The sequence below is a fragment of the Streptomyces sp. NPDC059398 genome (assembly GCF_042751845.1).
Lineage (GTDB): Bacteria > Actinomycetota > Actinomycetes > Streptomycetales > Streptomycetaceae > Streptomyces.
The window spans coordinates 41504-61022 of record NZ_JBHYWP010000006.1 but is presented as its reverse complement, the minus strand read 5'-3'; the positions used below and the strand labels follow the sequence as shown (position 1 = coordinate 61022).

The following is a 19519-nucleotide window of genomic DNA, read 5'->3' as shown; positions in this document are numbered from 1 at the left end:
GCGCTCTCTCAGACCCCTCCCCCGCGGTTCGTCGTTAGACACCACCGCTCCCACCCCCCCCCCACCCACCCCCACGGACGATCTCTAGGCGCTGTGTTCGGCTGCGGAGCAGACCTCGCAGAGGATGCGCCGTGCGGTGCGGGGCAGAGTGGCCACGCCCATCCCGTTGATGCGGTGCAGCGTTTGCGGTACGACGGACGAATGGTCGGCACAGGCGCCCGCGCCGCAGGACCGGCAGAGTGCGATGGCCGGGGTGATGCGGCCGGAAGTGTGGCAGTCGTAGCATTTCATGGCTGAGGTCCGTTCTCGTGAGAGCGCATGAGCGCATAACAAGGCGCCGCTCGGCATGCTGAAGTCTGGCGGTGCATGTGAGTGGTGAGTGATGTACGAAGAACGAGCCGGAGAGCTGTGAAGAGCGGTCTACCCACTTGGTGCACCTCCCTGGGCATGCGTCCTGACGCGGAAGTCAGGAGCCATCAGCCTCTGAAGGGCGGTTCGGACCGTGACCGGCCCAGGCGGGTTCCATCGCCACTTTTGAGTGGAACAGCTGACCGGCGTGCCGTCAAGCCGTATTCATCGTCGCATTCCGCGGATTCCCGGGTCCGGTGCGGTCGCGATCCCGTGCGGGTCCGGCGTGTGCCCGGCGGAAATGCGGAATCGGAAGACACGCGGCACCGTACCCGCCGTCACCTCCGCCAACGACTGCCAGAGCCCGTTCTCCGCTCGTCTTCGGGCCGATCAGTTGGTGACCGTCATGCGTGTTGCGCCGGATTCTGTTCGGCGGCGCGCTGTCGCGATGCTTCGATCTCCGCATAGGCCTGGTCCTTTCCGTCCCAGTGAGACCCCTCGACGGACTTGCCGGGTTCCAGGTCCTTGTAGACCTCGAAGAAGTGACTGATCTCCAGACGGTCGAACTCGGAGACATCGTCGATATCCTGGACATCTTGGTAGCGTGGGTCGTGAGCGGGCACACACAGGACCTTCTCGTCCTGTCCCATTTCGTCTCGCATCACGAACACACCGATCGCCCGGCACTCGATCAAGCAGCCGGGGAAGGTGCGTTCGCCGACGAGGACGAGCGCGTCGAGCGGATCGCCGTCCTGGCCGAGCGTCCCCTCGATATAGCCGTAGTCGGCAGGGTATCGAGTGGAGGTGAAAAGCATCCGGTCCAGGCGAATCCGGTTCAGGTCATGATCCATCTCGTACTTGTTGCGTGATCCCTGCGGGATTTCCACGGTCACATCGAATTCCACTGGGGCCTCCAGGCGGGGTGGGTGAGTGCGTATTTCGGCTGCGTCCGCGAGGACACAGTGGGGATCGGGTGCGCCTCTGCGAACTCGTATCCGGGGCCCCGTATCAGAGGCAGATACTCCGTGGCAGCCCGGGACGCCCGTCGCATCCGTTCATGGCGATCGGGAATTCCGGGTCCACGCGATAGGGCGGAGCCGGCTGTAGAGGGCTGACATGCGGACAGAAAGCCACCGGATCCGGCAGTCGCGGGAGGAGTGGGTTCTGAAGTGAGCGCTTCGGTACAGCCATGGGCAGAGTCCTCCTGGTCTCGTCGAACGACCAGGGACCGTCAGCGACTGAGTGTCGCGGTTGTGGTGAGCCCCATCACCGCGTGCACAGGTACACACCATCGGTATACCGTCCTGCACTGCCTGGCAGCATAGCGAACCAGGGCGGGAAGTCCGAACGGGGGAGCGCGAATGGTCCGGGCCGACGTGCGACTGCGCAGGTCATGGGAGGTCGCGCCGGACACGGTCGCGCCACGATCCCGGTTTAGCTGTGATGATCGGAGAGGTGCGGTCCGGTCTCGGCGGGCCACCAGATGTGACGTAAAGAAATTGTGCCCTGCTGGTACGGCTGAAGCGTGGAGGCAACGAGCCCGATGTCCGGCGAAAGCACGGAGGGTGCGTCCTTTCTGGACGGTCTGCCCGCTTGGGTGCGGTCGGTGCCCGAAGTCCGTGACGGGGAGTGGGCGGCCCGTTCCTGGCGGCCGGTCGCGGAATGGCGGCACGGCAGTAAGAGGTTCGTCGCGGGGGATTTGCTCTGCACCGACGCGTCCGGTGAAACCCTGGTGTTTCACCTGCTGATCGATCCGGGCGGGCGTCGAGCACCCGTGTGGCAGATTTATGAGGGACTGAAAGCACTGTGGGGGTCGGGGATGCGGGCCCCTTCGCCGTACCGGGTGCCGCGTCCCTTCGCCTGTGATACGGCTGCCAATGTACTGGTGCGCGAATTCCTGGCCGGCAGGACCTGGGCGGATTCGGTTCTGCGGACGGGGGCGGTGGACAGTGGTATCTCCGAGAGGGTCGCCGGGTGGCTGATCGCCCTGCAACGGATCAAAGCCCCTGGTCTATTGACCGCGAAGCCCTATCCGTACCGGATCATTGAGCGCGCAACGGAGTTGGCGGATACCCTTGACTACCGGCCGGTGGCCGACCGGATCGTCGGGATCGCTGAGTCCGTCTCCAAGAGCATCGATCGGTATGCGGGGCAGCTCGTTGTCTCGCACGGAGACTTCCATCCGAAGAACGTTCTGCTGTGTGGCACCGATGTGGTGGCATTCGATACGGACCGCCTGGGGCTGCGCGAGCCGGCCGCTGATCCAGGACGTGCCCTCGGGCAGTTGATGAGCATGTCGCTCGCCCGCCTGGGGGCCACGGATGCGGGGGCCAGAGCGGGGCGTTGGTTCCAGGACGCGTACGACTCCTCGGAGGGGCCCGCCCCACGGGGCCGGGTGGCCCTGCACTTCGTGGCCACGCTTTTCGAATGTGTCCACTACCGGGTTGTCATCGGCACCGGGGCGTGGCCGGGCACGCCCCGCGCGTGGGCGGATTCGCTGGAGCGCATTCTGGACGAGGGCTCATCGGATGATGGTTCATGACCCTGCTGATGGCCCGTCAGGTCTTTCGTCGTCGTGCAGAGTGCGGCGCGCGGTGGTGATCCAGTCCGCGACGGACATTTCATCGGCCGGGCCGCAGCCGAGCAGGATGTCGATATGGCCTTCGGAGCTGCGCAGGGCGAAGGGCCGGGAGTGTCCCGCAGCGCTCCAGTGCGGTGGGACGGGACGTGACTGGGCAGGGTCGAAACCGACCCAGCAGATCCGGCCCGACAGAGACCAGCCGGACCAGCCGTGGCCGCCGATCCGGTGCAGATCGGCGCGGCCGTCGAGCAGCGCGGTGAGGTAGTCGGGGATGAGGGCGCTTTCCACATCGAGCGGCTGACCGACCGCGCCACGGAGGCAGGCCGCGAGTGCGGGGACCCCGTTGATCAGTGCGTAACGTCGGCTGCCTGCCGAAGGCCGGGGCTCGGCCGGTACGAGGTCGACGGTGACGGCGTTCGGGAGTGGTACCGGCTGTGCGGCCGACCAGACCAGGTGGGGGTCGGCGGGGTCGGCGAGGGCTCCCGGATGGGCGGGCGGTGTGTCCATGAAACGGTGCAGTTGTTCCTGGAGGTTCCAGTGGTCGGCGGGGTTACCGACGATGAGGGCGCCTCCGGTGGCGTCGCCGGCCGGACCTGGAGGGGCCGCAGCGGGACTCTGTCTCGCGCTGCCTGCGGTGGTCGGTGGCGCGAGTCGGTGAATCAGCAGACAGACTCGCGCTCCCTCTCGGGGGGAGACGAGAGCCCACATGTCGTCGCCGCCCAGGAGGAGTTCCTCGACCTCGTCGGCGTCGATGTCACAGATGGTGCCGGTGGGTGGGAGACGGCCGGGCGTCGCCGCCCAGCGGGCCGCGGCCAGCAGGGGGAGCGCGAGGCGTGCGTGGGAGGCGGTGGCTCTGGCCCAGGGGGCAAGGACGGCGGGACCGTCATCATGCGGTGGGTCGTGCCAGGCGGTCTCATGGGTGCCCACCATCGCCAGACGGTCAGCGAGTGCGCGCAGCCGTCCGTCACTCTGTCGGGCGGCGGAGGCGGAACCCGACCTTTCGATCTCGCGCTCCACTCTTCCGAGGAGGCGCGCGTACGGGAGCCACTGTGGATCCGCGGCCCAGCCTGGGTAGTCCTCACCGGCTCGCCAGTCGACGGCGAGTTCGTAGTAACTCCCGGCGGGCGGGACATCACCGGGGTGAGGCGGATGGTTGTCGAGCCACTCGTCGAGTCCGACGACCTGTACCGGCGCCGCGGGGTCGGCGGCCCACTGGAGTACGGACCGGTAGCCGTCCGCCACCGGTTCCCATCCGCCGGTGCCGGCGGTGCGCTCCAAGTCGTCGGCGTAGACGAGCAACAGGGCGGACGGGTCGGACGCCTGGGCCTGCAGGGCGGTGACGAAATCATCGAGAGCCCGCAGATGCGCGGGGGTCCGGGCGGGAATCAGGTAACGCAAGTGGGAGGAGATGGGGACGAGTTCGAGCGGACGCAGCGCAGTCGGCGGGGCATCGCGAGCTCAGGGGCGATCAGGTCCGCGATGTCGCTCTGCGACGGCGGGACACCGTTCCACTCGTAGGGTCCGCGTCTGTCAACGGCCGCACGGAAGTGGCGGTGCTCACCGGCGGGGTGGCCGTGTCCGGGCGCGACGGTCAGCAGCCGGTCGTCCACCAGCGTGCGCCGGTAGCCGCCCCCGGGCAGCGAGGAGTCGGTGAGTACCGGTACCAGCGTAGGGTTCCAGACGCGCTCGGGCAGCCACGCAGTCCTGAGCGAGCCTCCGGGCACATGAAGATGGCGCTCCAGCAGGTCTGCCATGGCGATGAGTTGCCGGCGGCCGGCCGCGGGTGTCAGCAAGGGGAGGATCGGCTCGGCGTACGGGCCGCCGAGCAGGGAAAGCCACCCCTCGACGACGCTCTGGCGGGTCCGGTCGAGAAAGCGGGGACGGTGCCAGGCCAGTGCCTCGATCAACGTTCCGGACAGGTGCAGGGCGGCCGGGATGCCGTGAGCGCGGTGCAGGGAGAGAACTTCCTCGTACCCCAGGCAGATCCGGCTGAGCCCGTCACGCTCCGCATAGCCGTCCCCGATGATCAGTTGGTTGGCATGGTGGACGAACGCCAGCGCCACCTTCGGCCTGCGGTTCATCGCCACCCCGTTCCGTGGACGCCGAGGCGGTGCAGGGCCCCCGGCCCCTCCCGGCAGATCTGTACGGCGACAGAAGCCCAGAAGGAGAGGGACTCGATCGGCGCTCCGCCGAAGCCGACTTGCTCGAAGTGCAGGACCTGGACGAAGGCACGGGCGGTCTGGACGGCGATCCGTTCGTCGGAGGCAGGCCCGCCGGCCCTTCGGTAGGCGCACCACAGTTCGTGAGCGGTCCGGGCGGACTGTTCAAGGACGAGGCCGAGATGGCCTGCCGTCACCAGGACCTGGCAGAGCGCGTAGCCGAGGTCGGCGGCCGGTTCGCGCAGTCCTGCGTGGTCGAGGTCGATGACGGTGACAGCGGGGTAGCGGAATTGCTCCTGCGCCGGGTCGAGGAACACATTGCGGGGATGCAGGTCACCATGGCTCGGCACGGGACCGGCGCCGGCTGCTGTGGTCAGAGCGGAGTCCAGGTGTTCTGCCAGTGCCTCAAGATGCCGGGTGGCCCCGGGCAGGCGGTGCGCGGCCAGATCGAGCAGCCCCCGCAGTTCAGAGTCCGTGTGCCGTTGCACCTCGGGAACCGGTGGCAGGACTGCGCGGGTTTCCTGGAGGGCACACAGGAAGTGGGCCACCGCCTCGGCCCCGCGGGCGGCAGCAGATTCCCCGACGAGGGACTCGGCCCATGGCTGTCCGGCGGCGGTCTCGGCGACAAGGGTGCCGTCCGGGGCAGTGCCCAGCGTGCGGACCACTGTGAAGGGCGGACCGGCCAGACCGGCGGCGCGCAAGCGCCGGGCAGCGTGGTCAGCGGCCCAGCCTCCTTCGGGCGGGTGGTGTTTGAGGACCAGCGCCAGTGTCCTGGTGGAGTCGGTCATATGGTTGGTGATCTCGGCGCGAACCTCGGTGATCCGTGTCCTGCCGTGGTTCCGGTCACTGATCACTTCGACCCCGACCAGGGTCCACAGCCCCAGCACAATCTCCGGGATGGTCCTGGCGATGACATCGGCGCAGCGACGGTCCGCCGATGTCTCCGGTGCCCGTACCAACGGCTCTCCGTCGATGGACGGGCCGGTTGCCCGCGGACGGGGCAGCTTGTCCGTCATCGGCGTGCCACGGGGATCGCCACGCTCCGCCGCCTGCCGACGGGGTCGCGCTGATCGGTGCGAGGCCGGGCAGATACCCGACCGGTTGTGAGGGCCCACATGCTTGCTCCTGCTTGGTGAGAGCGCCCTGGAGACGGGCACGCGTCAGCACATGCAGGGACCGTTGGTGGCGATCGGTGCCACGGTTCGTAACCGGCGAGCCCCACCGCCGTCGACGCTTCGCGGGCGTCTGGCACGGACAGTAGCCCCAGGCGGCTCCCTGGTCCGGAACCTCGTGGCGTACACGCCGAGTCGCTGCTCCTTGTGCCGCCCTGGACAGCGGTACGGAGACCGTTTGCGAGTCATCGGAGTGCGGTCATGGCGACCGGCGCCGTCCCCGGTGTCTCGGCTCTCCACCGAAGGAGCACCCGGCCGCATCCTCATCGCGGTGTTGCGATGGGGCCGGGGCCATTGTGACTAGAGCTCGTCGGCACCCGTACGCTTCCGGGCGATATGTGCGAGCGCCGGGATCCATGAGGTGATGCCGACGAAAACTGCGATCATGGCGAATGCGCCGAACGGCATCGGCCAGAGCAGGCTCGCGATGCCGGCCAGGGCTGCTCCGCCCAGTACACAGACGATCAGCATGAGGAACAGGTGGGTCGCGAGGCCAATGGTCATACCTTTTTCCTTCACCGGGCACGGCGCCGTCGGGCGCGGATTTCGGTAGAGGCCATCAGCGGCGCATCCGCGGTTATGAGGCGAGCCTCATCGCCTGTGGTCAGAATGACCAGGATTTCAATTCGTGTCAATCAACCGGGCGATGATCAGCCTGGGCGGAATCCAAGGGGAATCGCTCAGAGGTGTTGATCCGCCGTCGTTCTGCTCCACCGTCACGTCATCCCAGAGACCCGGTCAGGCGCTCGAAATTATGCCGTGCGGTGCTGACGAATTCTTCGGCTGCCAGGGGGCCGTCGATACCGCGCACCTGCCAGTCGTGGGTCGGGCCGAATCGTTGAAGTACGTCCGCGAGCGTTGTCTCGTTGGCGTGCCAGGATTCAAGAGTCCGTATGTCGGTGATCTCGTCGAATCTCGCTTGGTCCGCGGCCACGCAGAGCAGTGTGTCGTTCGGAGTACCGTCAACGGTCAAATGGGCGAGCGCAATTGGGCGGGCCGGGACGGTCAGTCCTGGCAGGGCAGGCTCGTCGAGCAGTACCAGGGCATCCGCCGGTTCGCCGTCCTCGTCCAGGCTGCCTTCGAGCCACCCCTCCCCGACAGCGCAGCCGTACAGCAAGGGCGAGTAGACGTCGGCCCGCGCCGGGGCGGGCGGAGTCTCCGTGGTGAAGAGGGAACCCGAGGTCGCCTCGACTGTGACCGTGACGGTATCCATGGTGATCCTCCTGTGTGCGGTCTCTCGTCGCGTCGCCGCATAGAGGCCATCAGCACAGGAGTGCGGTTGAGGTGAGCCTCATCACCGTTATCGCCATTGTTCCGCCGGTGGTCCTGCCTGGCAAGTCCAGCAGCCTTTCCGTGTAAGGCAGTTGCTTTTTTCATACGGCAGGTGATAATTCCTGTCCGTGGCACCGCAAGGTGTTCGTGCCAAGAGCCGTACGGCATTCAGGATGCCAAAGAGAGCGTCGCGTGGGGAAATTGGTACGACATCCCCGCGCGCCCTGCGAGGTGCTCAAGGCAAGGAGCTTGCCGGTCATGACCCCTGTGACACGTCTGTTCGCGACCCTCTCGCACGAGCACGGAGAACGCCTCAACGGGCTGGCCAGGGACATCTCTTTCCCGGAAGACTTCCGGATCTTCGAAGAAGGGCAGCCCGCGGACAAGTTCTGGGTCATCCACTCCGGCACTGTCGCGCTCGATCTGGCGGTGCCCGGATCCCGCAGGACCAGGGTCGAGACACTCGGAACAGGTGATCTGCTCGGCTGGTCCTGGCTCTTCTCGCCCAAGGTCTGGCATTTCGGGGCCGAGGCGTTCAGCCCGGTGCGGGCTCATGAGTTCGAGGCCGCCGCGGTGCTGGCCCTGTGCCAGGAGGATCCTGGTTTCGGGCTCGCGCTGACCCACTCCATCGCGCAGATCCTCGCCCATCGCCTTGAGGTGGCGCGCACCAAGCTGCTGGAGCAGTACGAGGAGCACGGCGCCCCGGACTTCTGAGGCCCCCAGCCCCGTACCGCAGGGATGCGGCACCGTCTTGCGCTTCGACGGGTGCGGCGCAACGATGGAGGGCAGACGGCGATGAGGCTCGCCACAACCGCGGACCCCTCCGCTGATGGCCTCTGTGGATTCGTAGCGCTGCCCTCGGGGGCGCGCTGGACTGCAGAGGTGTTCCTATGCCGCCGTTCGGCCCTTCGGACCTCACTGAGACACGCTGCTCCGTAGCCGTGTTCCGAGGCGATTCGCTCCTGTTGGTGGGGAGCGAAGAGGACGGCCTGGAGGTGTGGAAACTGCCGGGTGGGCACCTTCACGCCGACGAGGGCTTGATCGCTTGCGCGCGGCGGGAGCTGCGTGAGGAGTCCGGTCTCACCGCGGGAACGCTGCATTGCGCCTTCGTTCTGGATGTGCACGACAAGGACACCGGGCGCTACATGATTGAGATCATTCTGGTTCCCTCGGAGCCGGTCACCGGCGAGCCCCGAGAGTGTGAGGCAGGGCGAACGCCGCGTTTCGTACCGATGAACGAGCTGCCGCAACTGGTGCTCCGGCCGACGGAGAACGATTACCTCTACGCCCTCCACGACCTGCACAGGGGGGAGACCGAAGAACCGCCTCCGGCTGGACCGACAGTCCAAGGAGTGGTGCGCTGAGCAAGCGCTCGGAAGCGTGATGAGCCGTGGTCATGATGTGCTGACCCGAAGGACGAGGGGTGTGGCGAAATGTATGTCTACACCATGCGGGATGCCCGGATGGCGCACGGCGAAAAGGTCATTCTCGACGACGTGACCCTGTCCTTTCTGCCGGGGGCGAAGGTCGGGGTGGTGGGGCCGAACGGCGCGGGCAAGTCGAGCGTGCTGCGCATCATGGCGGGGCTGGACAGGCCCACGGACGGTGAGGCGTTCGCGGCCCCCGGTACCAGCGTTGGGATCCTGGAACAGGAACCGGCTCTCGACGAGGACGCCACAGTGCGCGGCAATGCCGAGCACGCGGTAGCGGATACCAGAGCTGGACTGAGCCGCTACGAGGAGGTGACGGCGCAGCTGGCCGGGGCCGGCGGAGAGGAGACGCGGCAGCTCCTCGACGAGCTGGGCATCCTGCAGGAATCCCTCGACCACGCCGGGGCCTGGGACCTCGACTCCCGGCTGGAACAGGCCATGGACGCTCTGCGCTGCCCTCCGTCCGATGCGCCCGTACGGACACTCTCCGGTGGTGAGCGGCGCAGAGTCGCCCTGTGCCGGCTGCTGATGTCCCAGCCCGATCTACTGCTGCTGGACGAGCCGACCAACCACCTGGACGCGGAATCGGTGGCCTGGCTCGAAGAACACCTGGCGGGCTATCCGGGCACCGTGGTCGCCGTCACCCACGACCGGTACTTTCTGGATCACGTTGCCCGGTGGATCCTGGAACTCGATCGGGGCCATGTGTACCCGTACGAGGGGAACTACACGACGTACCTGGAGGCCAAGGCCGCCCGGCTCAGGGTAGAGGGCCGTAAGGGCGCCAAACGGGAGAAGCGGCTGAACGAAGAGCTCCAGTGGGTCCGCTCCGGCACCAAGGGGCGTCAGGCGACCTCCCGATCGCGGCTGCAACGCTATGAGGAACTGGCGGACGAGGCGTCCAGGGCACGGAAGCTGGATTTCGAGGAGATTCAGATCCCGCCGGGCCCCCGTCTCGGCAGCCTGGTCCTGGAGGCGGACCACCTGACCAAGGGATACGGCGGGCGCCTGCTGTGGAGCGATGTGTCGTTCTCGCTTCCCCGGGGAGGCATCGTCGGTGTCCTTGGTCCGAACGGCGTCGGGAAGACCACCCTCTTCCAGATGATCACCGGTGGTGAGCAGCCCGACTCCGGGCGCCTCAGGCTGGGGGAGACCGTCAGAGTCTCCTATGTGGACCAGACCCGTGCGGGCCTGGACGCGGAACGCACCGTGTGGCAGGTGGTGTCCGACGGGCAGGACCATGTCCGCCTCGGTCCAGTGGAGATGCCGTCGCGCGCCTATGTGGCCACATTCGGCTTCAAGGGCCACGACCAGCAGAAGCCGGTCGGCGTACTGTCCGGCGGCGAACGCAACCGGCTCAACCTCGCACTCACCCTCAAGCAGGGCGGCAATCTGCTGCTGCTGGACGAACCCACCAACGATCTCGACGTGGAGACCCTCGCCTCGCTGGAGAGCGCCCTGCTCCAGTTCCCTGGCTGTGCGGTGATCACGGCGCACGACCGGTGGTTCCTCGACCGCACCGCCACACACATCCTCGCGTGGGAGGGCGGAGCCACCTGGTTCTGGTTCGAGGGCAACTTCGCCGACTACGAAGCCAACAAGGCCGTACGCCTCGGTCAGGAGGCGGCCCGTCCGCACCGCGTCACCCACCGACAGCTGACCAGAGGCTGACAGCCGCCCCCCGACCCGAGGAGTACGCCATGACGACGGCCGAGTCCGACGCAGTGAAGGCAGCGGTGCGCGTGGCGCAGTCAGTGACGATCAACGCCAAGTGGCGCCTCTGTGAGGAAGAGGCGCTCCGACGCCTTGCCACCTGTCCGGGCCTGGCCTGTGCGCCTCTGTTTCCGGAACACCCGGTCATTCAAGTCATCGCCGTCGAAGGGCGGTTGCTGGGCCGGGCCCGTCTCAGTCGTACGGGGAAGGCGACCCGGTGGATCGCCACGGCCGCGGACACCGGACAACAGGTCGGCGTGTGCCACACCCTGCGGGGCGCCGCCCGTGCGCTCAACCGGACCTGCGGCCGACACAGCCGGCTGCGGGTGACGTGTCTGCCGGGGGCTGGTTCTCCCCGCTGACGCGTTGACGCGTTGACGCCTTGACGCGCTGACGCACTGACTCGTTGGCTCGGGCTGGGACTTGTGGGAGGCAGGAGGGGTATTCTGCGATAATCAGTGTGCGCAGGATGGCGGAGGGGCTCGCCAACATCCGCGGCCAGCAGCCGCCAACGGTCCCTACCTTCACCACAGGTAGGGGTTTGCCATGCTCGTCGCGCCGCCACATCAGTCCGCTTCATCGCCTGTGCCGAGTTCCATGCCTGTGCCGACCGGCACGGCGTGCCAGTCGCGGCGGCGGTTCTGACATGGGTCTCTCCGAGCAGGAGCGCCGGGAGCTCGACGCGTTGGAAGCCCGGCTGACAGCGCAGGATCCAGAGCTCGTCAAGAGGATGTTCGCACTCCAGTCCCAGCTGCACGCGCGCGTGACCGTCCCCGTGTTTCTGTCGGTCGGGCCGATCATCGCCGGCATTATCGGTGTCGTTTTCGTGATCATGGGGGCCATCGTCTCCAATGCCATGTTGATCTCCACGGGCGCGGCTGCCGTCTTCTGCGGGACGTTTCTGGTTTTCAGCAACCACTTCTTCAGAGGCGGTCGGTGAGCAGCAGCACGTCCCCTTGAAGCGATATGTCGTGGATCTGTAACGGAGCGAACGCGGCGCAACGGGCTGGGCGGTCGCCTCATCTGGGTAGTCAGCAAGGCGCACCGGGCGCCTTCGCGAAGGGGTTGAGTCTCACCCTGCGGGGGAGGCCCATGGAAGGGAAGTCCATGACCAGGACGAAGAAGACCGGGATGAAGGCGCGTGGTGGCCGGGTGGCCGTGCTCGGTGCGCTGGGTCTGGCCGCAGTGACTCTGGCCGCAGCTCCGGCGTTCGCCAAGGGCTCTGTGGAGATCACGGCGCCGCACACGGCCAAGGTCGGCAAGACCATCACGGTCAAGGCGCACGGCGACGACGACAGCGCCGGCTATCTGCATCAGCTGTGCCTGGAGGAGAACGGCTTCGGCGAGGGATGGCACCAGGAGAACTGCAGTGCTGCGGTCAAGGGCGATGCGCGGGTCACCGCTCATGGCACATCCGCCCGCCGGGGCAACCTGAAATTCCGTGCGGTGCTGTACGGCCTGACCAGCAAGCACGCCAAGAAGCCGGTACGCCTGCACGCCTCTGACGTGGTGACGGTGAACGTCCGCTGAGCAGCGGCGCGGCCGTGGACAGTCGACATGACCACTGTCCACGGCCGCGTGGTACTGCGGCATCTGTCCGGTGATGCCGCCCTCCGGGCTCCAACGGACTCCGATCGTCGCTCTCTCCACCGGACAGCTGCAGCAGCCGCAGCAGGTCCGCTGCCCTTCCGGCCGTGTACCGGTCCGCTCATGCGCTCGACGTCAAGCGCCCGAGGCCCAGCGCCTAACGGGCACGTACACGGTCCGGACGGTGGATCGGCCCCCCGCCACCACTCAGCGGAGCCCCGCTGCCGCCCCGGAGGACGGTGATGATCTCCGCGCCGATGGAGACGGCTGTCTCCTCCGGCGTACGGCCGCCGGTGTCCAAGCCGATGGGGGAGCGCAGCCCCGCAAGGCCCTTCTCGTCCACCCCGGCCTCCCGCAGCTTGCGGAGCCGGTCCTCATGGGTGCGGCGCGAGCCCATCGCGCCGACGTACGCGACCGGCAGCCGCAGGGCGACCTCCAGCAGCGGCACATCGAACTTGGAGTCGTGCGTGAGCACACACAGCACCGTCCGCTCGTCGGTGACGGTGCCGCGCAGATAGCGGTCCGGCCACTCCACCACCACCTCGTCCGCCTCGGGAAACCGGTCCCGCGTCGCGAAGACACCGCGTGCGTCGCAGAGGGTCACATGGAAGCCGAGCAGCTTCCCCACCCGCACCAGCGCCCCCGCGAAGTCCACCGCCCCGAACACGATCATCCGGGCGGGCGGCACGCTCGACTCCACGAACAGGGTGACATCACTGCCGCACCGGGCCGAACTCTCCGGCACCGCACACTCCCCGGTCCTCCCGATGCCGAGCAGCGCCCGCGCCTGTGCGGCGAGCCCCGAGTCGTCCGACGAGCCGAGCGCACCCTCGGCCGACCCATCGGGACGTACCAGCAACACCCCGCCGCTGTGGGCGAGATGGCCGGGCCCATCAAGGATCCGGGCCAGGGCCACCGCCTCGCCGCTCGCCGCGGCCGCAAGCGCCGCCTCCACCGTCGGACGGGACGGGGCGTCCGTACCCACCGGAACGACATGCACTTCCACTGCGCCGCCGCAGGTGAGCCCGACGGCGAACGCGTCGTCGTCGCTGTACCCGAACCGCTCGCGGCGCACCCTGCCGTCGCGCAGCGCCTCGACGCACAGCTCGTACACGGCGCCCTCGACACAGCCGCCCGAGACCGAACCGATGACCTGCCCGCCGGCGTCGACGGCGAGCGCCGAGCCGGGTGGGCGGGGCGCGCTGCCGGTCACCGAGACGACGGTGGCCACGGCGAACTCCCGCCCCTGCAGAGCCCACTGGTGCAGACCGGCTGCGAGATCAAGCATGCCGCTCATCCCGGTGCGCCTCGGCGAGGATCACCCGGTCGGGCCGGATGGGGAGATCGCGGTGGCGCACACCGGTGGCGTGCCACACGGCGTTGGCGATCGCCGCGGCCGTGCCGACGATTCCGATCTCGCCTACGCCCTTGATGCCGACGGGGTCGTCCGGGTCCGGGTCGTCGACCCAGTCGGCCTCGATGACCGGTACATCGGCGTTCGCGGCGAAGTGGTAGCCCGCGAAGTCCGCACCGACGTGCCCGCCGGACGCCTCGTCACGTACCGCCTCCTCGTGCAGCGCCATGGACAGCCCCCACGTCATGCCACCCACCAACTGGCTGCGTGCGGTGAGGGGGTTGATGATCCGGCCGGCCGCGAAGACACCGAGCAGCCGCCGTACCCGCACCTCCCCGGTGGTCACGTCGACGGCGGCCTCCGCGAACTGCGCCCCGTACGCGTACCGCTCCTTCTCGGCGAGCGCCGCGATGAGCGCTGCGGTGTCGGTGCGGGCCGTGAGACCTTCGTCCGGGATCTCCCCGCCGGACAGGACGAGGCGCTCACGCAGCTCACGCGCCGCGGACATGACGGCCCAGCCCCAGGACCGGGTGCCCATCGAGCCGCCGGCGACCCAGGCGGACCCGAAGTCGCTGTCGGCGATGCGGACATGGACCTGCCCGGGAGCCACGTCGAGGGCGTCGGCGGCGATGAGGGTGAGGGCGGTCCGTGCGCCCGTCCCGACGTCGGACGCGGTGATCCGGACGGTGAAGGTGCCACCGGGCTCCGCTGTGACCGAGGCCGTCGACGGGGCCGCGCCCGCCTGGAACGTGGAGGCGGCGACGCCGGTCCCCAGCAGCCAGCGGCCCTCGCGGCGCACGCGCGGACGGGGGTCGCGCCCGGCCCAGCCGAACCGCCGCGCCCCCTCGTCGTAGCAGGAGAGCAGGTTGCGGCTGCTGAACGGCAGCCCGGAGACCGGGCCGACCGAGGGTTCGTTGCGGACGCGCAGCGCGATCGGATCCATGCCGAGCCGCTCGGCGAGCTCGTCGAGCGCCGACTCCACAGCGAAGGAGCCAGGTGCCTCGCCGGGAGCCCGCATCCAGGTGGGGGTGGGGACGTCGATCGGCACGACGCGGTTGACGGTGTGGTGCGCGACGGCGTCGTACATGGTGCGTCCGTACGAAGCGCTGCTCTCGACGAACTCACGCAGATTCGAGGTGAGCGAATGGTTCTCATGGGCGAAGGCGCGCAGCCGCCCGTCCGCATCGGCTCCGAGCCGCACCCGCTGGGTGGTGGGGCTGCGGTACCCGGTGATCGCGAACACCTGGCGTCGTGTCAGGGCGATACGGACCGGACGGTGCAGCTCGGTCGCGGCCATCACGGCGGCCACATGGTGCGAGCGGAGTCCCTTGGAGCCGAAGGCGCCGCCGACGTGCTCGGAGCGTACGTGCACGGCGGACAGATCGAGCGAGAACAGACGGGCGAGGTCGTCGGCGATCCACTTGCTGCCCTGGTTGGAGTCGTGGACCTCCAGCCGCCCGCCGTCCCAGCGCACCGTCACAGCATGCGGCTCCATGGCGCTGTGATGCTGCTCGGGCGTCGTGTACCTGGCGTCCAGGACCACGGCGGAAGCGGCGAGTTCGGCCTCCAGGTCGCCCTTGGTGCTCTCCGCGTCCTCCGGCGTGTAGACACCCTCCTTGTCCGGGTGGAAGGAGACGTCATGCGGCTCCTCGTCGTACTCGACGGAGAGCGCCTCGGCGGCCTCGCGCGCCTGCTCGGGTGTCTCGGCGACGACCAGCGCGACGGGCCACCCGGCATGCGGGATCCGGTCGTGCTGGAAGACCTCGACGATCGGGTCGGGGCGGCCGAGCACCCCGACGACGTCGTCGTTCACCCGTGGCGCGTTGCGGTGGTGCAGGACGGCGAGCACCCCGGGCAGGGCGCGCGCCGCGTCTTCGTCGATCGCGCGGATACGGCCGCGGGCGACCGTCGACAACACCAGCCAGCCGTGGGTGAGTTCGGCGAAGGGAACCTCGCCGGCGTAACGGGCGGCGCCGGTGACCTTTTCGAACCCCTCGATCCGGGTGTGGGCGACGCCCACCGCTTCGGGCTTCGCCATGGTGGGCGCTGTGGGAGCTGTGCTCATCGGGTCGCCTCCTGCTCCAGTTCCGTGAGCAGTGCCACGACGAGATTGCGCATCAGTGGCACCTTGTACGCGTTGTGCGGCAGTGGCGATGCCTCTGCCAGCTCGGCATCGGCCGCCGCGGCGAACGAGGCGCCGTCCGCGGTCCTGCCCAGCAGTTCCCGTTCGGCGGTCCGGGCCCGCCAGGGCCGCGACGCGACCGCCCCGAAGGCGATCCGTACGTCCCGCACAGCCCCGTCGCGTACATCGAGCGCGGCGGCCACCGATCCGATGGCGAAGGCGTACGAGGCCCGCTCGCGGACCTTGCGGTAGCGGGAGCGGGCAGCGACCGGAGCGGGCGGCAGGGTGACTGCGGTGATGAGCGCGCCCGCGGGCAGCGCGGTCTCCAGGTGCGGGGTGTCACCGACCGGGCGGTAGAAGTCGCCGAGCGCCATCTCCCCGGTGCCGTCCGCGGTCTCGTACTCCACCACGGCGTCGAAGGCGGTGAGCGCGACACCCATGTCGGACGGGTGCACGGCTACGCAGTGCTCGCTCGCTCCGAGGATCGCCGCGTTGTGGTGCTCGCCCCGGACGGCGGGGCAGCCGCTGCCCGGTACCCGCCTGTTGCACGGCTTGCTCACATCGGTGAAGTAGCCGCAGCGGGTGCGCTGCAGCAGATTCCCGCCGACGGTCGCCATGTTGCGCAGCTGGCCGGAAGCCCCGGCCAGCACGGCCTGGGCCAGCGCCGGGTAGCGGCGGCGCACCTCGGGGTCCGCGGCGAGATCGCTGTTGGTGACGGTCGCCCCGATCCGCAGGCCGCCGGCGCTGGTGCGCTCGACGCGGTCGAGGGGCAGTGCCCGTACGTCGACGAGGCGTGCGGGGCGCTCGACGCCGGCCTTCATCAGATCGACGAGGTTCGTGCCGCCGCCGAGGAACCGCGCCTCCGGATCGGCGCCGAGCACCGCCACGGCGCCCGGCACATCATGCGCCCGCTCATATACGAACTCCCTCACGCCGCCTGCTCCTTCACGCTCTCGGCCGACTGTGCGGCCGCCTGGGCCACGGCCCGCACGATCGACACATAGGCGCCGCACCGGCACAGATTTCCGCTCATCCGCTCCCTGATCTCCTCCGGTGTCAGTGGCTGAGGGCCGGCCTCGGGCCGCACGTCCTCGGTCGCGGCGCTCGGCCAGCCGGCCGCGTGCTCCTCCAGGACCGCGAGGGCCGAGCAGATCTGCCCTGGGGTGCAGTAGCCGCACTGGTACCCGTCCAGTTCGACGAAGGCCTGCTGGACGGGGTGCAGCCCGTCATCGTCTGCGACGCCCTCGATGGTGGTGATCTCGCGGCCCTCGGCGGCGACCGCGAACTGCAGACAGGAAACGGTCCTGCGCCCGTCGACCAGCACGGTGCAGGCGCCGCACTGCCCCTGGTCGCAGCCCTTCTTCGTACCGGTCAGATCGAGCCGCTCGCGCAGGGCGTCGAGCAGTGTGGTGCGGTGGTCGACGGGCAGGGTGTACTTGTCTCCGTTGATGTGCAGCGTGACGGCGCTGGAGGTCGGGGTGCCCGCTGGGGCCATGAGGGGGCCTTCTTTCGCGTTCCTGTTGCGAGGAGAATCAGCGCTGTGAGTCGGGAGGGGCGACGGGGGTCGGCACGGTGCCGGGCCTGGTCCGCCGCTACGGTGATGAAGGCTAAACGGACAGCTGTCCGTTCAGAGTTCCCGACCGTAGTGGACAACTGTCCGCCCAGCAAGGATGATTCCGCGCCACACCGGAGGAGGACGTGTGCGACACCCCAAGAGGCAGCCTGCGCTGCGCTCGGACGCGCAGCGCAACCGTGACAGCATCCTTGAGGTGGCCCTCGCCGAACTGACGCGCTCGGCGGACACGCCTCTGAGTGCCATCGCGCGTAAGGCGGGCGTCGGGCAGGGCACGTTCTACCGGAACTTCCCCAGCCGGGAGGCGCTGGTCCTGGAGGTGTACCGGTACGAGGTGGAGCATGTCGCGCAGGCCGCCGAGCAGTTGCTGTGCACGCGGCCGCCCCGCGTGGCACTGCGCGAGTGGATGGACCGGCTCGCGCAGTACGCGATGGCCAAGGCGGGCCTCGCCGAGGCGCTGCGCGAAGCGACGGCCGCCCGCGGCACCATGAAGAGTCTCGCGCACGGTCCGCTGACGGAGGCTGTCGCGCTGCTGCTCGCGGCGAATGAGAAGGCGGGCACGATCCGTCCCGGAGTGACCTCGGACGACTTCATGCTGGCGATCGCGGGTCTGTGGATGATAGATCCGCAGAGCGACTGGCAGACGCGCGCCGGCCGGCTGCTGGATCTGGTGATGGACGGGCTGAGGTCGGGGGCGCCGGAGACGTCGCCGCGAGCGTTCTGAGCACTCAGGGATCTCGGTGCCGAACCGCTGACCGCGCCGGCCGCCCGCGTTCAAGTGAGTTGTCCGTTAACGGTATGAGCTGCTTTATGTCATCAAGACGGGTTAATCACTCCTTCTCCGGCATACCTCCGTACGGCCGATGGGGAGGCTCGCCCCCGTACATCCGTGGCAGGTGCGCGGCCGGTTCGAGGCCGCCTCCTCGTGGAAGGGGTTCCATCCATGCTCGTCCGAAAGCCGCTTCGTTCCCACCGGGGCCTGGTCTCTGCGCTGCCGCTGTCGCCGCGGTCAGCCTCTGTGGTGCCGTCATGCCTGGGCAGGCATCAGCGGCGCCCGGTGTAAGCAGTGTCCGGCATCAGGAGATCGTCAACCGGGCCGATGGCTCCCGGATGGAGTCCTTCAACGACTCCAAGGCCGCGGGCACCGCGCTGGCCACGATCCGTGCCGCGGTCTTCGACAAGCGGGTGGTGGTCGGCTGGGAGTTGGAGAGGCGGAGCGACAGCACCTGGGTGATCCGCAGTGAGGAGGCCGGGCTCTGTCTCCAGCCGACATCCACTGCGGCGGTCGGAGTGGCGGTGTCCATGGAGAACTGCGACGGAAGCGCGGCGCAGAGCTGGAAAATCGTCCCCGAGTCGACCAACACCGGTGCGGAGGGGGCGACCGGGTGGTGGAGCCTGCGGCCGGCCGGGAACACCAGGCTGGCCGCGGCGGTGGACACCGTCGGCGGCGCGTACTCGACGGTCAGCCTGTACCGGGCCACGAACAGCGCCGACCGCCTCTGGCACCACGAGGACCCCGGGCAGAGCTGGTAGGTGCCCCTCGGGCAGGCCGGGGCCCCGCCCTGGCTGCGGCGCTTGCGCCCTCCTCGGCGGTGAGGGCGGGTTCCGGCGTGCCGTCGTTGGCCCAACCACCCCTGTCCGCTGCCCCGGTAGGTCTTCCGCGACCTGCCGGGGCGGTTCCGTACCCGAGCACCGTCAGGATCCGTCCCACTGCGAGCCGCACTTGCTACGCCGACCGGCAGGTACCGCCACATCGTCGGAGGCCGCGGGAGCCGCCCCGGTGAGTTCGGGGGCGGGCTCGGGCATGACGGCGGTGAGTCCGTCCCGTGCCCCGAGGGGAGAGAACCCGGTCGTCCCGGAAGCCCGGGGAGCGGGGCAGGGGGTGGCGGCCTCGACGGCCGGGGCTGTCCCGGTGAGTCCGCGGTCGGCCCGGGCCATCCCCGCACGGGCGGCGCGGCGCAGCTCGCGGGCCCCGGGCATCGCCCGGAACAAGGTGGAGAGCACGGGAACCGCGAGCAGTGCGAGAACGGTGGCGGCGACCGGATGCGCCCCGGCCCAGTGCGCGAAACGTACGAAGAGCAGCACGGCGGCGCAGAGCACGGCTCCCACCAGCGCGAGGAGAACGACGGTGGGGGACAGCGCCTCCGTTGCTCCGGGACGTTTGGTGTCAGTCCTGGTCTCCCGCATCGGCACCGGGCCTCCTTCACA

Annotated in this window: 21 protein-coding genes and 5 riboswitches; of the genes, 9 read left to right on the top strand and 12 right to left on the bottom strand. The window is 68.9% G+C overall.

Annotation, left to right across the window (positions count from 1 at the left end; genetic code table 11):
- Window positions 1-84: 84 nt before the first annotated feature.
- Both ACFXBC_RS04160 and ACFXBC_RS04155 read right to left on the bottom strand, forming a co-directional pair.
- Window positions 85-291 (bottom strand): DUF2180 family protein, encoded by a 207-nt coding sequence (locus ACFXBC_RS04160; RefSeq protein ID WP_385018458.1) that lies wholly within the window; start codon window positions 289-291, stop codon window positions 85-87.
- Between the two features lie 169 nt (window positions 292-460).
- Window positions 461-539: riboswitch (Fluoride riboswitch) on the bottom strand.
- 213 nt (window positions 540-752) lie between these two features.
- The gene (locus ACFXBC_RS04155; RefSeq protein ID WP_385018456.1) at window positions 753-1253 is read right to left on the bottom strand and encodes an inorganic diphosphatase; all 501 of its coding nucleotides are present in this window, start codon (window positions 1251-1253) and stop codon (window positions 753-755) included.
- A 310-nt stretch (window positions 1254-1563) separates the two neighbouring features.
- Window positions 1564-1628: riboswitch (Fluoride riboswitch) on the bottom strand.
- A gap of 245 nt (window positions 1629-1873) precedes the next feature.
- Here ACFXBC_RS04155 and ACFXBC_RS04150 point away from each other — a divergent pair.
- Window positions 1874-2890, top strand: a complete 1017-nt coding sequence (locus ACFXBC_RS04150) for a phosphotransferase family protein (RefSeq protein WP_385018454.1) — start codon at window positions 1874-1876, stop codon at window positions 2888-2890.
- Here ACFXBC_RS04150 and ACFXBC_RS04145 read toward each other — a convergent pair.
- The 5 genes from ACFXBC_RS04145 to ACFXBC_RS04125 all read right to left on the bottom strand — a co-directional run bounded on the left by ACFXBC_RS04145 (window position 2885) and on the right by ACFXBC_RS04125 (window position 7473).
- Window positions 2885-4327, bottom strand: coding sequence for a hypothetical protein (locus ACFXBC_RS04145; RefSeq protein WP_385018452.1), 1443 nt, complete (start codon window positions 4325-4327; stop codon window positions 2885-2887). The genes ACFXBC_RS04150 and ACFXBC_RS04145 overlap by 6 nt on opposite strands.
- Entirely contained in the window at window positions 4315-5010 is a 696-nt protein-coding gene (locus ACFXBC_RS04140) for a hypothetical protein (RefSeq protein ID WP_385018450.1), read from the bottom strand. The genes ACFXBC_RS04145 and ACFXBC_RS04140 overlap by 13 nt, the downstream gene beginning before the upstream one ends.
- The gene (locus ACFXBC_RS04135) at window positions 5007-6104 is read right to left on the bottom strand and encodes a phosphotransferase family protein (RefSeq protein WP_385018448.1); all 1098 of its coding nucleotides are present in this window, start codon (window positions 6102-6104) and stop codon (window positions 5007-5009) included. The genes ACFXBC_RS04140 and ACFXBC_RS04135 overlap by 4 nt, the downstream gene beginning before the upstream one ends.
- Before the next feature lie 456 nt (window positions 6105-6560).
- Window positions 6561-6764: a hypothetical protein gene (locus ACFXBC_RS04130; RefSeq protein ID WP_385018446.1), complete on the bottom strand. Its 204-nt coding sequence runs from the start codon at window positions 6762-6764 to the stop codon at window positions 6561-6563.
- 39 nt (window positions 6765-6803) lie between these two features.
- Window positions 6804-6868, bottom strand: a riboswitch (Fluoride riboswitch).
- Window positions 6869-6981: 113 nt separating this feature from the next.
- Window positions 6982-7473 (bottom strand): inorganic diphosphatase, encoded by a 492-nt coding sequence (locus ACFXBC_RS04125; RefSeq protein WP_385018444.1) that lies wholly within the window; start codon window positions 7471-7473, stop codon window positions 6982-6984.
- Between the two features lie 33 nt (window positions 7474-7506).
- Window positions 7507-7568: riboswitch (Fluoride riboswitch) on the bottom strand.
- A 222-nt stretch (window positions 7569-7790) separates the two neighbouring features.
- On the opposite strand from ACFXBC_RS04125, the gene ACFXBC_RS04120 reads away from it, so the two are divergent.
- The 6 genes from ACFXBC_RS04120 to ACFXBC_RS04095 all read left to right on the top strand — a co-directional run bounded on the left by ACFXBC_RS04120 (window position 7791) and on the right by ACFXBC_RS04095 (window position 12205).
- Window positions 7791-8246 (top strand): Crp/Fnr family transcriptional regulator, encoded by a 456-nt coding sequence (locus tag ACFXBC_RS04120; protein WP_385018442.1) that lies wholly within the window; start codon window positions 7791-7793, stop codon window positions 8244-8246.
- A 68-nt stretch (window positions 8247-8314) separates the two neighbouring features.
- Window positions 8315-8378: riboswitch (Fluoride riboswitch) on the top strand.
- Between the two features lie 44 nt (window positions 8379-8422).
- The gene (locus ACFXBC_RS04115) at window positions 8423-8896 is read left to right on the top strand and encodes an NUDIX domain-containing protein (protein ID WP_385018440.1); all 474 of its coding nucleotides are present in this window, start codon (window positions 8423-8425) and stop codon (window positions 8894-8896) included.
- 69 nt (window positions 8897-8965) lie between these two features.
- Window positions 8966-10633, top strand: a complete 1668-nt coding sequence (gene ettA, locus ACFXBC_RS04110; RefSeq protein WP_385018438.1) for an energy-dependent translational throttle protein EttA — start codon at window positions 8966-8968, stop codon at window positions 10631-10633.
- 29 nt (window positions 10634-10662) lie between these two features.
- The gene (locus tag ACFXBC_RS04105) at window positions 10663-11037 is read left to right on the top strand and encodes a hypothetical protein (RefSeq protein WP_385018435.1); all 375 of its coding nucleotides are present in this window, start codon (window positions 10663-10665) and stop codon (window positions 11035-11037) included.
- Between the two features lie 284 nt (window positions 11038-11321).
- Window positions 11322-11615 carry a DUF3040 domain-containing protein gene (locus ACFXBC_RS04100; protein WP_385018433.1) on the top strand — a complete coding sequence of 98 codons (294 nt, stop codon included), beginning with the start codon at window positions 11322-11324 and terminating at the stop codon, window positions 11613-11615.
- A gap of 167 nt (window positions 11616-11782) precedes the next feature.
- On the top strand, window positions 11783-12205 hold the full coding sequence (locus ACFXBC_RS04095; RefSeq protein WP_385018431.1) for a hypothetical protein: 423 nt from the start codon (window positions 11783-11785) through the stop codon (window positions 12203-12205).
- Between the two features lie 214 nt (window positions 12206-12419).
- On the opposite strand, the gene ACFXBC_RS04090 is transcribed toward ACFXBC_RS04095, so the two are convergent.
- From ACFXBC_RS04090 to ACFXBC_RS04075, 4 genes are read right to left on the bottom strand one after another with little or no spacing between them, the layout of a single operon-like run.
- Window positions 12420-13550, bottom strand: a complete 1131-nt coding sequence (locus tag ACFXBC_RS04090) for an XdhC family protein (RefSeq protein WP_385018429.1) — start codon at window positions 13548-13550, stop codon at window positions 12420-12422.
- Window positions 13543-15681 carry a xanthine dehydrogenase family protein molybdopterin-binding subunit gene (locus ACFXBC_RS04085; protein ID WP_385018427.1) on the bottom strand — a complete coding sequence of 713 codons (2139 nt, stop codon included), beginning with the start codon at window positions 15679-15681 and terminating at the stop codon, window positions 13543-13545. The genes ACFXBC_RS04090 and ACFXBC_RS04085 overlap by 8 nt, the downstream gene beginning before the upstream one ends.
- The gene (locus ACFXBC_RS04080; RefSeq protein WP_385018425.1) at window positions 15678-16670 is read right to left on the bottom strand and encodes an FAD binding domain-containing protein; all 993 of its coding nucleotides are present in this window, start codon (window positions 16668-16670) and stop codon (window positions 15678-15680) included. The genes ACFXBC_RS04085 and ACFXBC_RS04080 overlap by 4 nt, the downstream gene beginning before the upstream one ends.
- Window positions 16667-17233, bottom strand: coding sequence for a (2Fe-2S)-binding protein (locus ACFXBC_RS04075; protein WP_385018423.1), 567 nt, complete (start codon window positions 17231-17233; stop codon window positions 16667-16669). Before ACFXBC_RS04075 ends, ACFXBC_RS04080 begins: the two co-directional genes overlap by 4 nt.
- Window positions 17234-17408: 175 nt before the next feature.
- On the opposite strand from ACFXBC_RS04075, the gene ACFXBC_RS04070 reads away from it, so the two are divergent.
- A complete protein-coding gene (locus tag ACFXBC_RS04070; RefSeq protein ID WP_385018421.1) occupies window positions 17409-18035 on the top strand; it encodes a TetR/AcrR family transcriptional regulator in 627 nt (208 codons plus the stop codon).
- Window positions 18036-18340: 305 nt separating this feature from the next.
- The gene (locus tag ACFXBC_RS04065) at window positions 18341-18844 is read left to right on the top strand and encodes an RICIN domain-containing protein (RefSeq protein ID WP_385018419.1); all 504 of its coding nucleotides are present in this window, start codon (window positions 18341-18343) and stop codon (window positions 18842-18844) included.
- A 162-nt stretch (window positions 18845-19006) separates the two neighbouring features.
- Here the strand turns inward: ACFXBC_RS04065 and ACFXBC_RS04060 are convergent, their stop codons facing one another.
- The gene (locus ACFXBC_RS04060; RefSeq protein WP_385018417.1) at window positions 19007-19498 is read right to left on the bottom strand and encodes a hypothetical protein; all 492 of its coding nucleotides are present in this window, start codon (window positions 19496-19498) and stop codon (window positions 19007-19009) included.
- Between the last annotated feature and the right edge of the window lie 21 nt (window positions 19499-19519).

Bases quoted from the DNA above. Each gene is read 5' to 3' on its own strand.
- ACFXBC_RS04085 (WP_385018427.1), bottom strand. From the start codon at position 15,681: ATGAGCACAGCTCCCACAGCGCCCACCATGGCGAAGCCCGAAGCGGTG.
- ACFXBC_RS04090 (WP_385018429.1), bottom strand. From the start codon at position 13,550: ATGCTTGATCTCGCAGCCGGTCTGCACCAGTGGGCTCTGCAGGGGCGG.
- ACFXBC_RS04095 (WP_385018431.1), top strand. From the start codon at position 11,783: ATGACCAGGACGAAGAAGACCGGGATGAAGGCGCGTGGTGGCCGGGTG.
- ACFXBC_RS04130 (WP_385018446.1), bottom strand. From the start codon at position 6,764: ATGACCATTGGCCTCGCGACCCACCTGTTCCTCATGCTGATCGTCTGT.
- ACFXBC_RS04100 (WP_385018433.1), top strand. From the start codon at position 11,322: ATGGGTCTCTCCGAGCAGGAGCGCCGGGAGCTCGACGCGTTGGAAGCC.
- ACFXBC_RS04065 (WP_385018419.1), top strand. From the start codon at position 18,341: ATGCCTGGGCAGGCATCAGCGGCGCCCGGTGTAAGCAGTGTCCGGCAT.
- ACFXBC_RS04070 (WP_385018421.1), top strand. From the start codon at position 17,409: ATGATTCCGCGCCACACCGGAGGAGGACGTGTGCGACACCCCAAGAGG.
- ACFXBC_RS04135 (WP_385018448.1), bottom strand. From the start codon at position 6,104: ATGACGGACAAGCTGCCCCGTCCGCGGGCAACCGGCCCGTCCATCGAC.
- ACFXBC_RS04160 (WP_385018458.1), bottom strand. From the start codon at position 291: ATGAAATGCTACGACTGCCACACTTCCGGCCGCATCACCCCGGCCATC.
- ACFXBC_RS04120 (WP_385018442.1), top strand. From the start codon at position 7,791: ATGACCCCTGTGACACGTCTGTTCGCGACCCTCTCGCACGAGCACGGA.
- ettA (WP_385018438.1), top strand. From the start codon at position 8,966: ATGTATGTCTACACCATGCGGGATGCCCGGATGGCGCACGGCGAAAAG.
- ACFXBC_RS04125 (WP_385018444.1), bottom strand. From the start codon at position 7,473: ATGGATACCGTCACGGTCACAGTCGAGGCGACCTCGGGTTCCCTCTTC.
- ACFXBC_RS04060 (WP_385018417.1), bottom strand. From the start codon at position 19,498: ATGCGGGAGACCAGGACTGACACCAAACGTCCCGGAGCAACGGAGGCG.
- ACFXBC_RS04105 (WP_385018435.1), top strand. From the start codon at position 10,663: ATGACGACGGCCGAGTCCGACGCAGTGAAGGCAGCGGTGCGCGTGGCG.
- ACFXBC_RS04115 (WP_385018440.1), top strand. From the start codon at position 8,423: ATGCCGCCGTTCGGCCCTTCGGACCTCACTGAGACACGCTGCTCCGTA.
- ACFXBC_RS04075 (WP_385018423.1), bottom strand. From the start codon at position 17,233: ATGGCCCCAGCGGGCACCCCGACCTCCAGCGCCGTCACGCTGCACATC.
- ACFXBC_RS04140 (WP_385018450.1), bottom strand. From the start codon at position 5,010: ATGAACCGCAGGCCGAAGGTGGCGCTGGCGTTCGTCCACCATGCCAAC.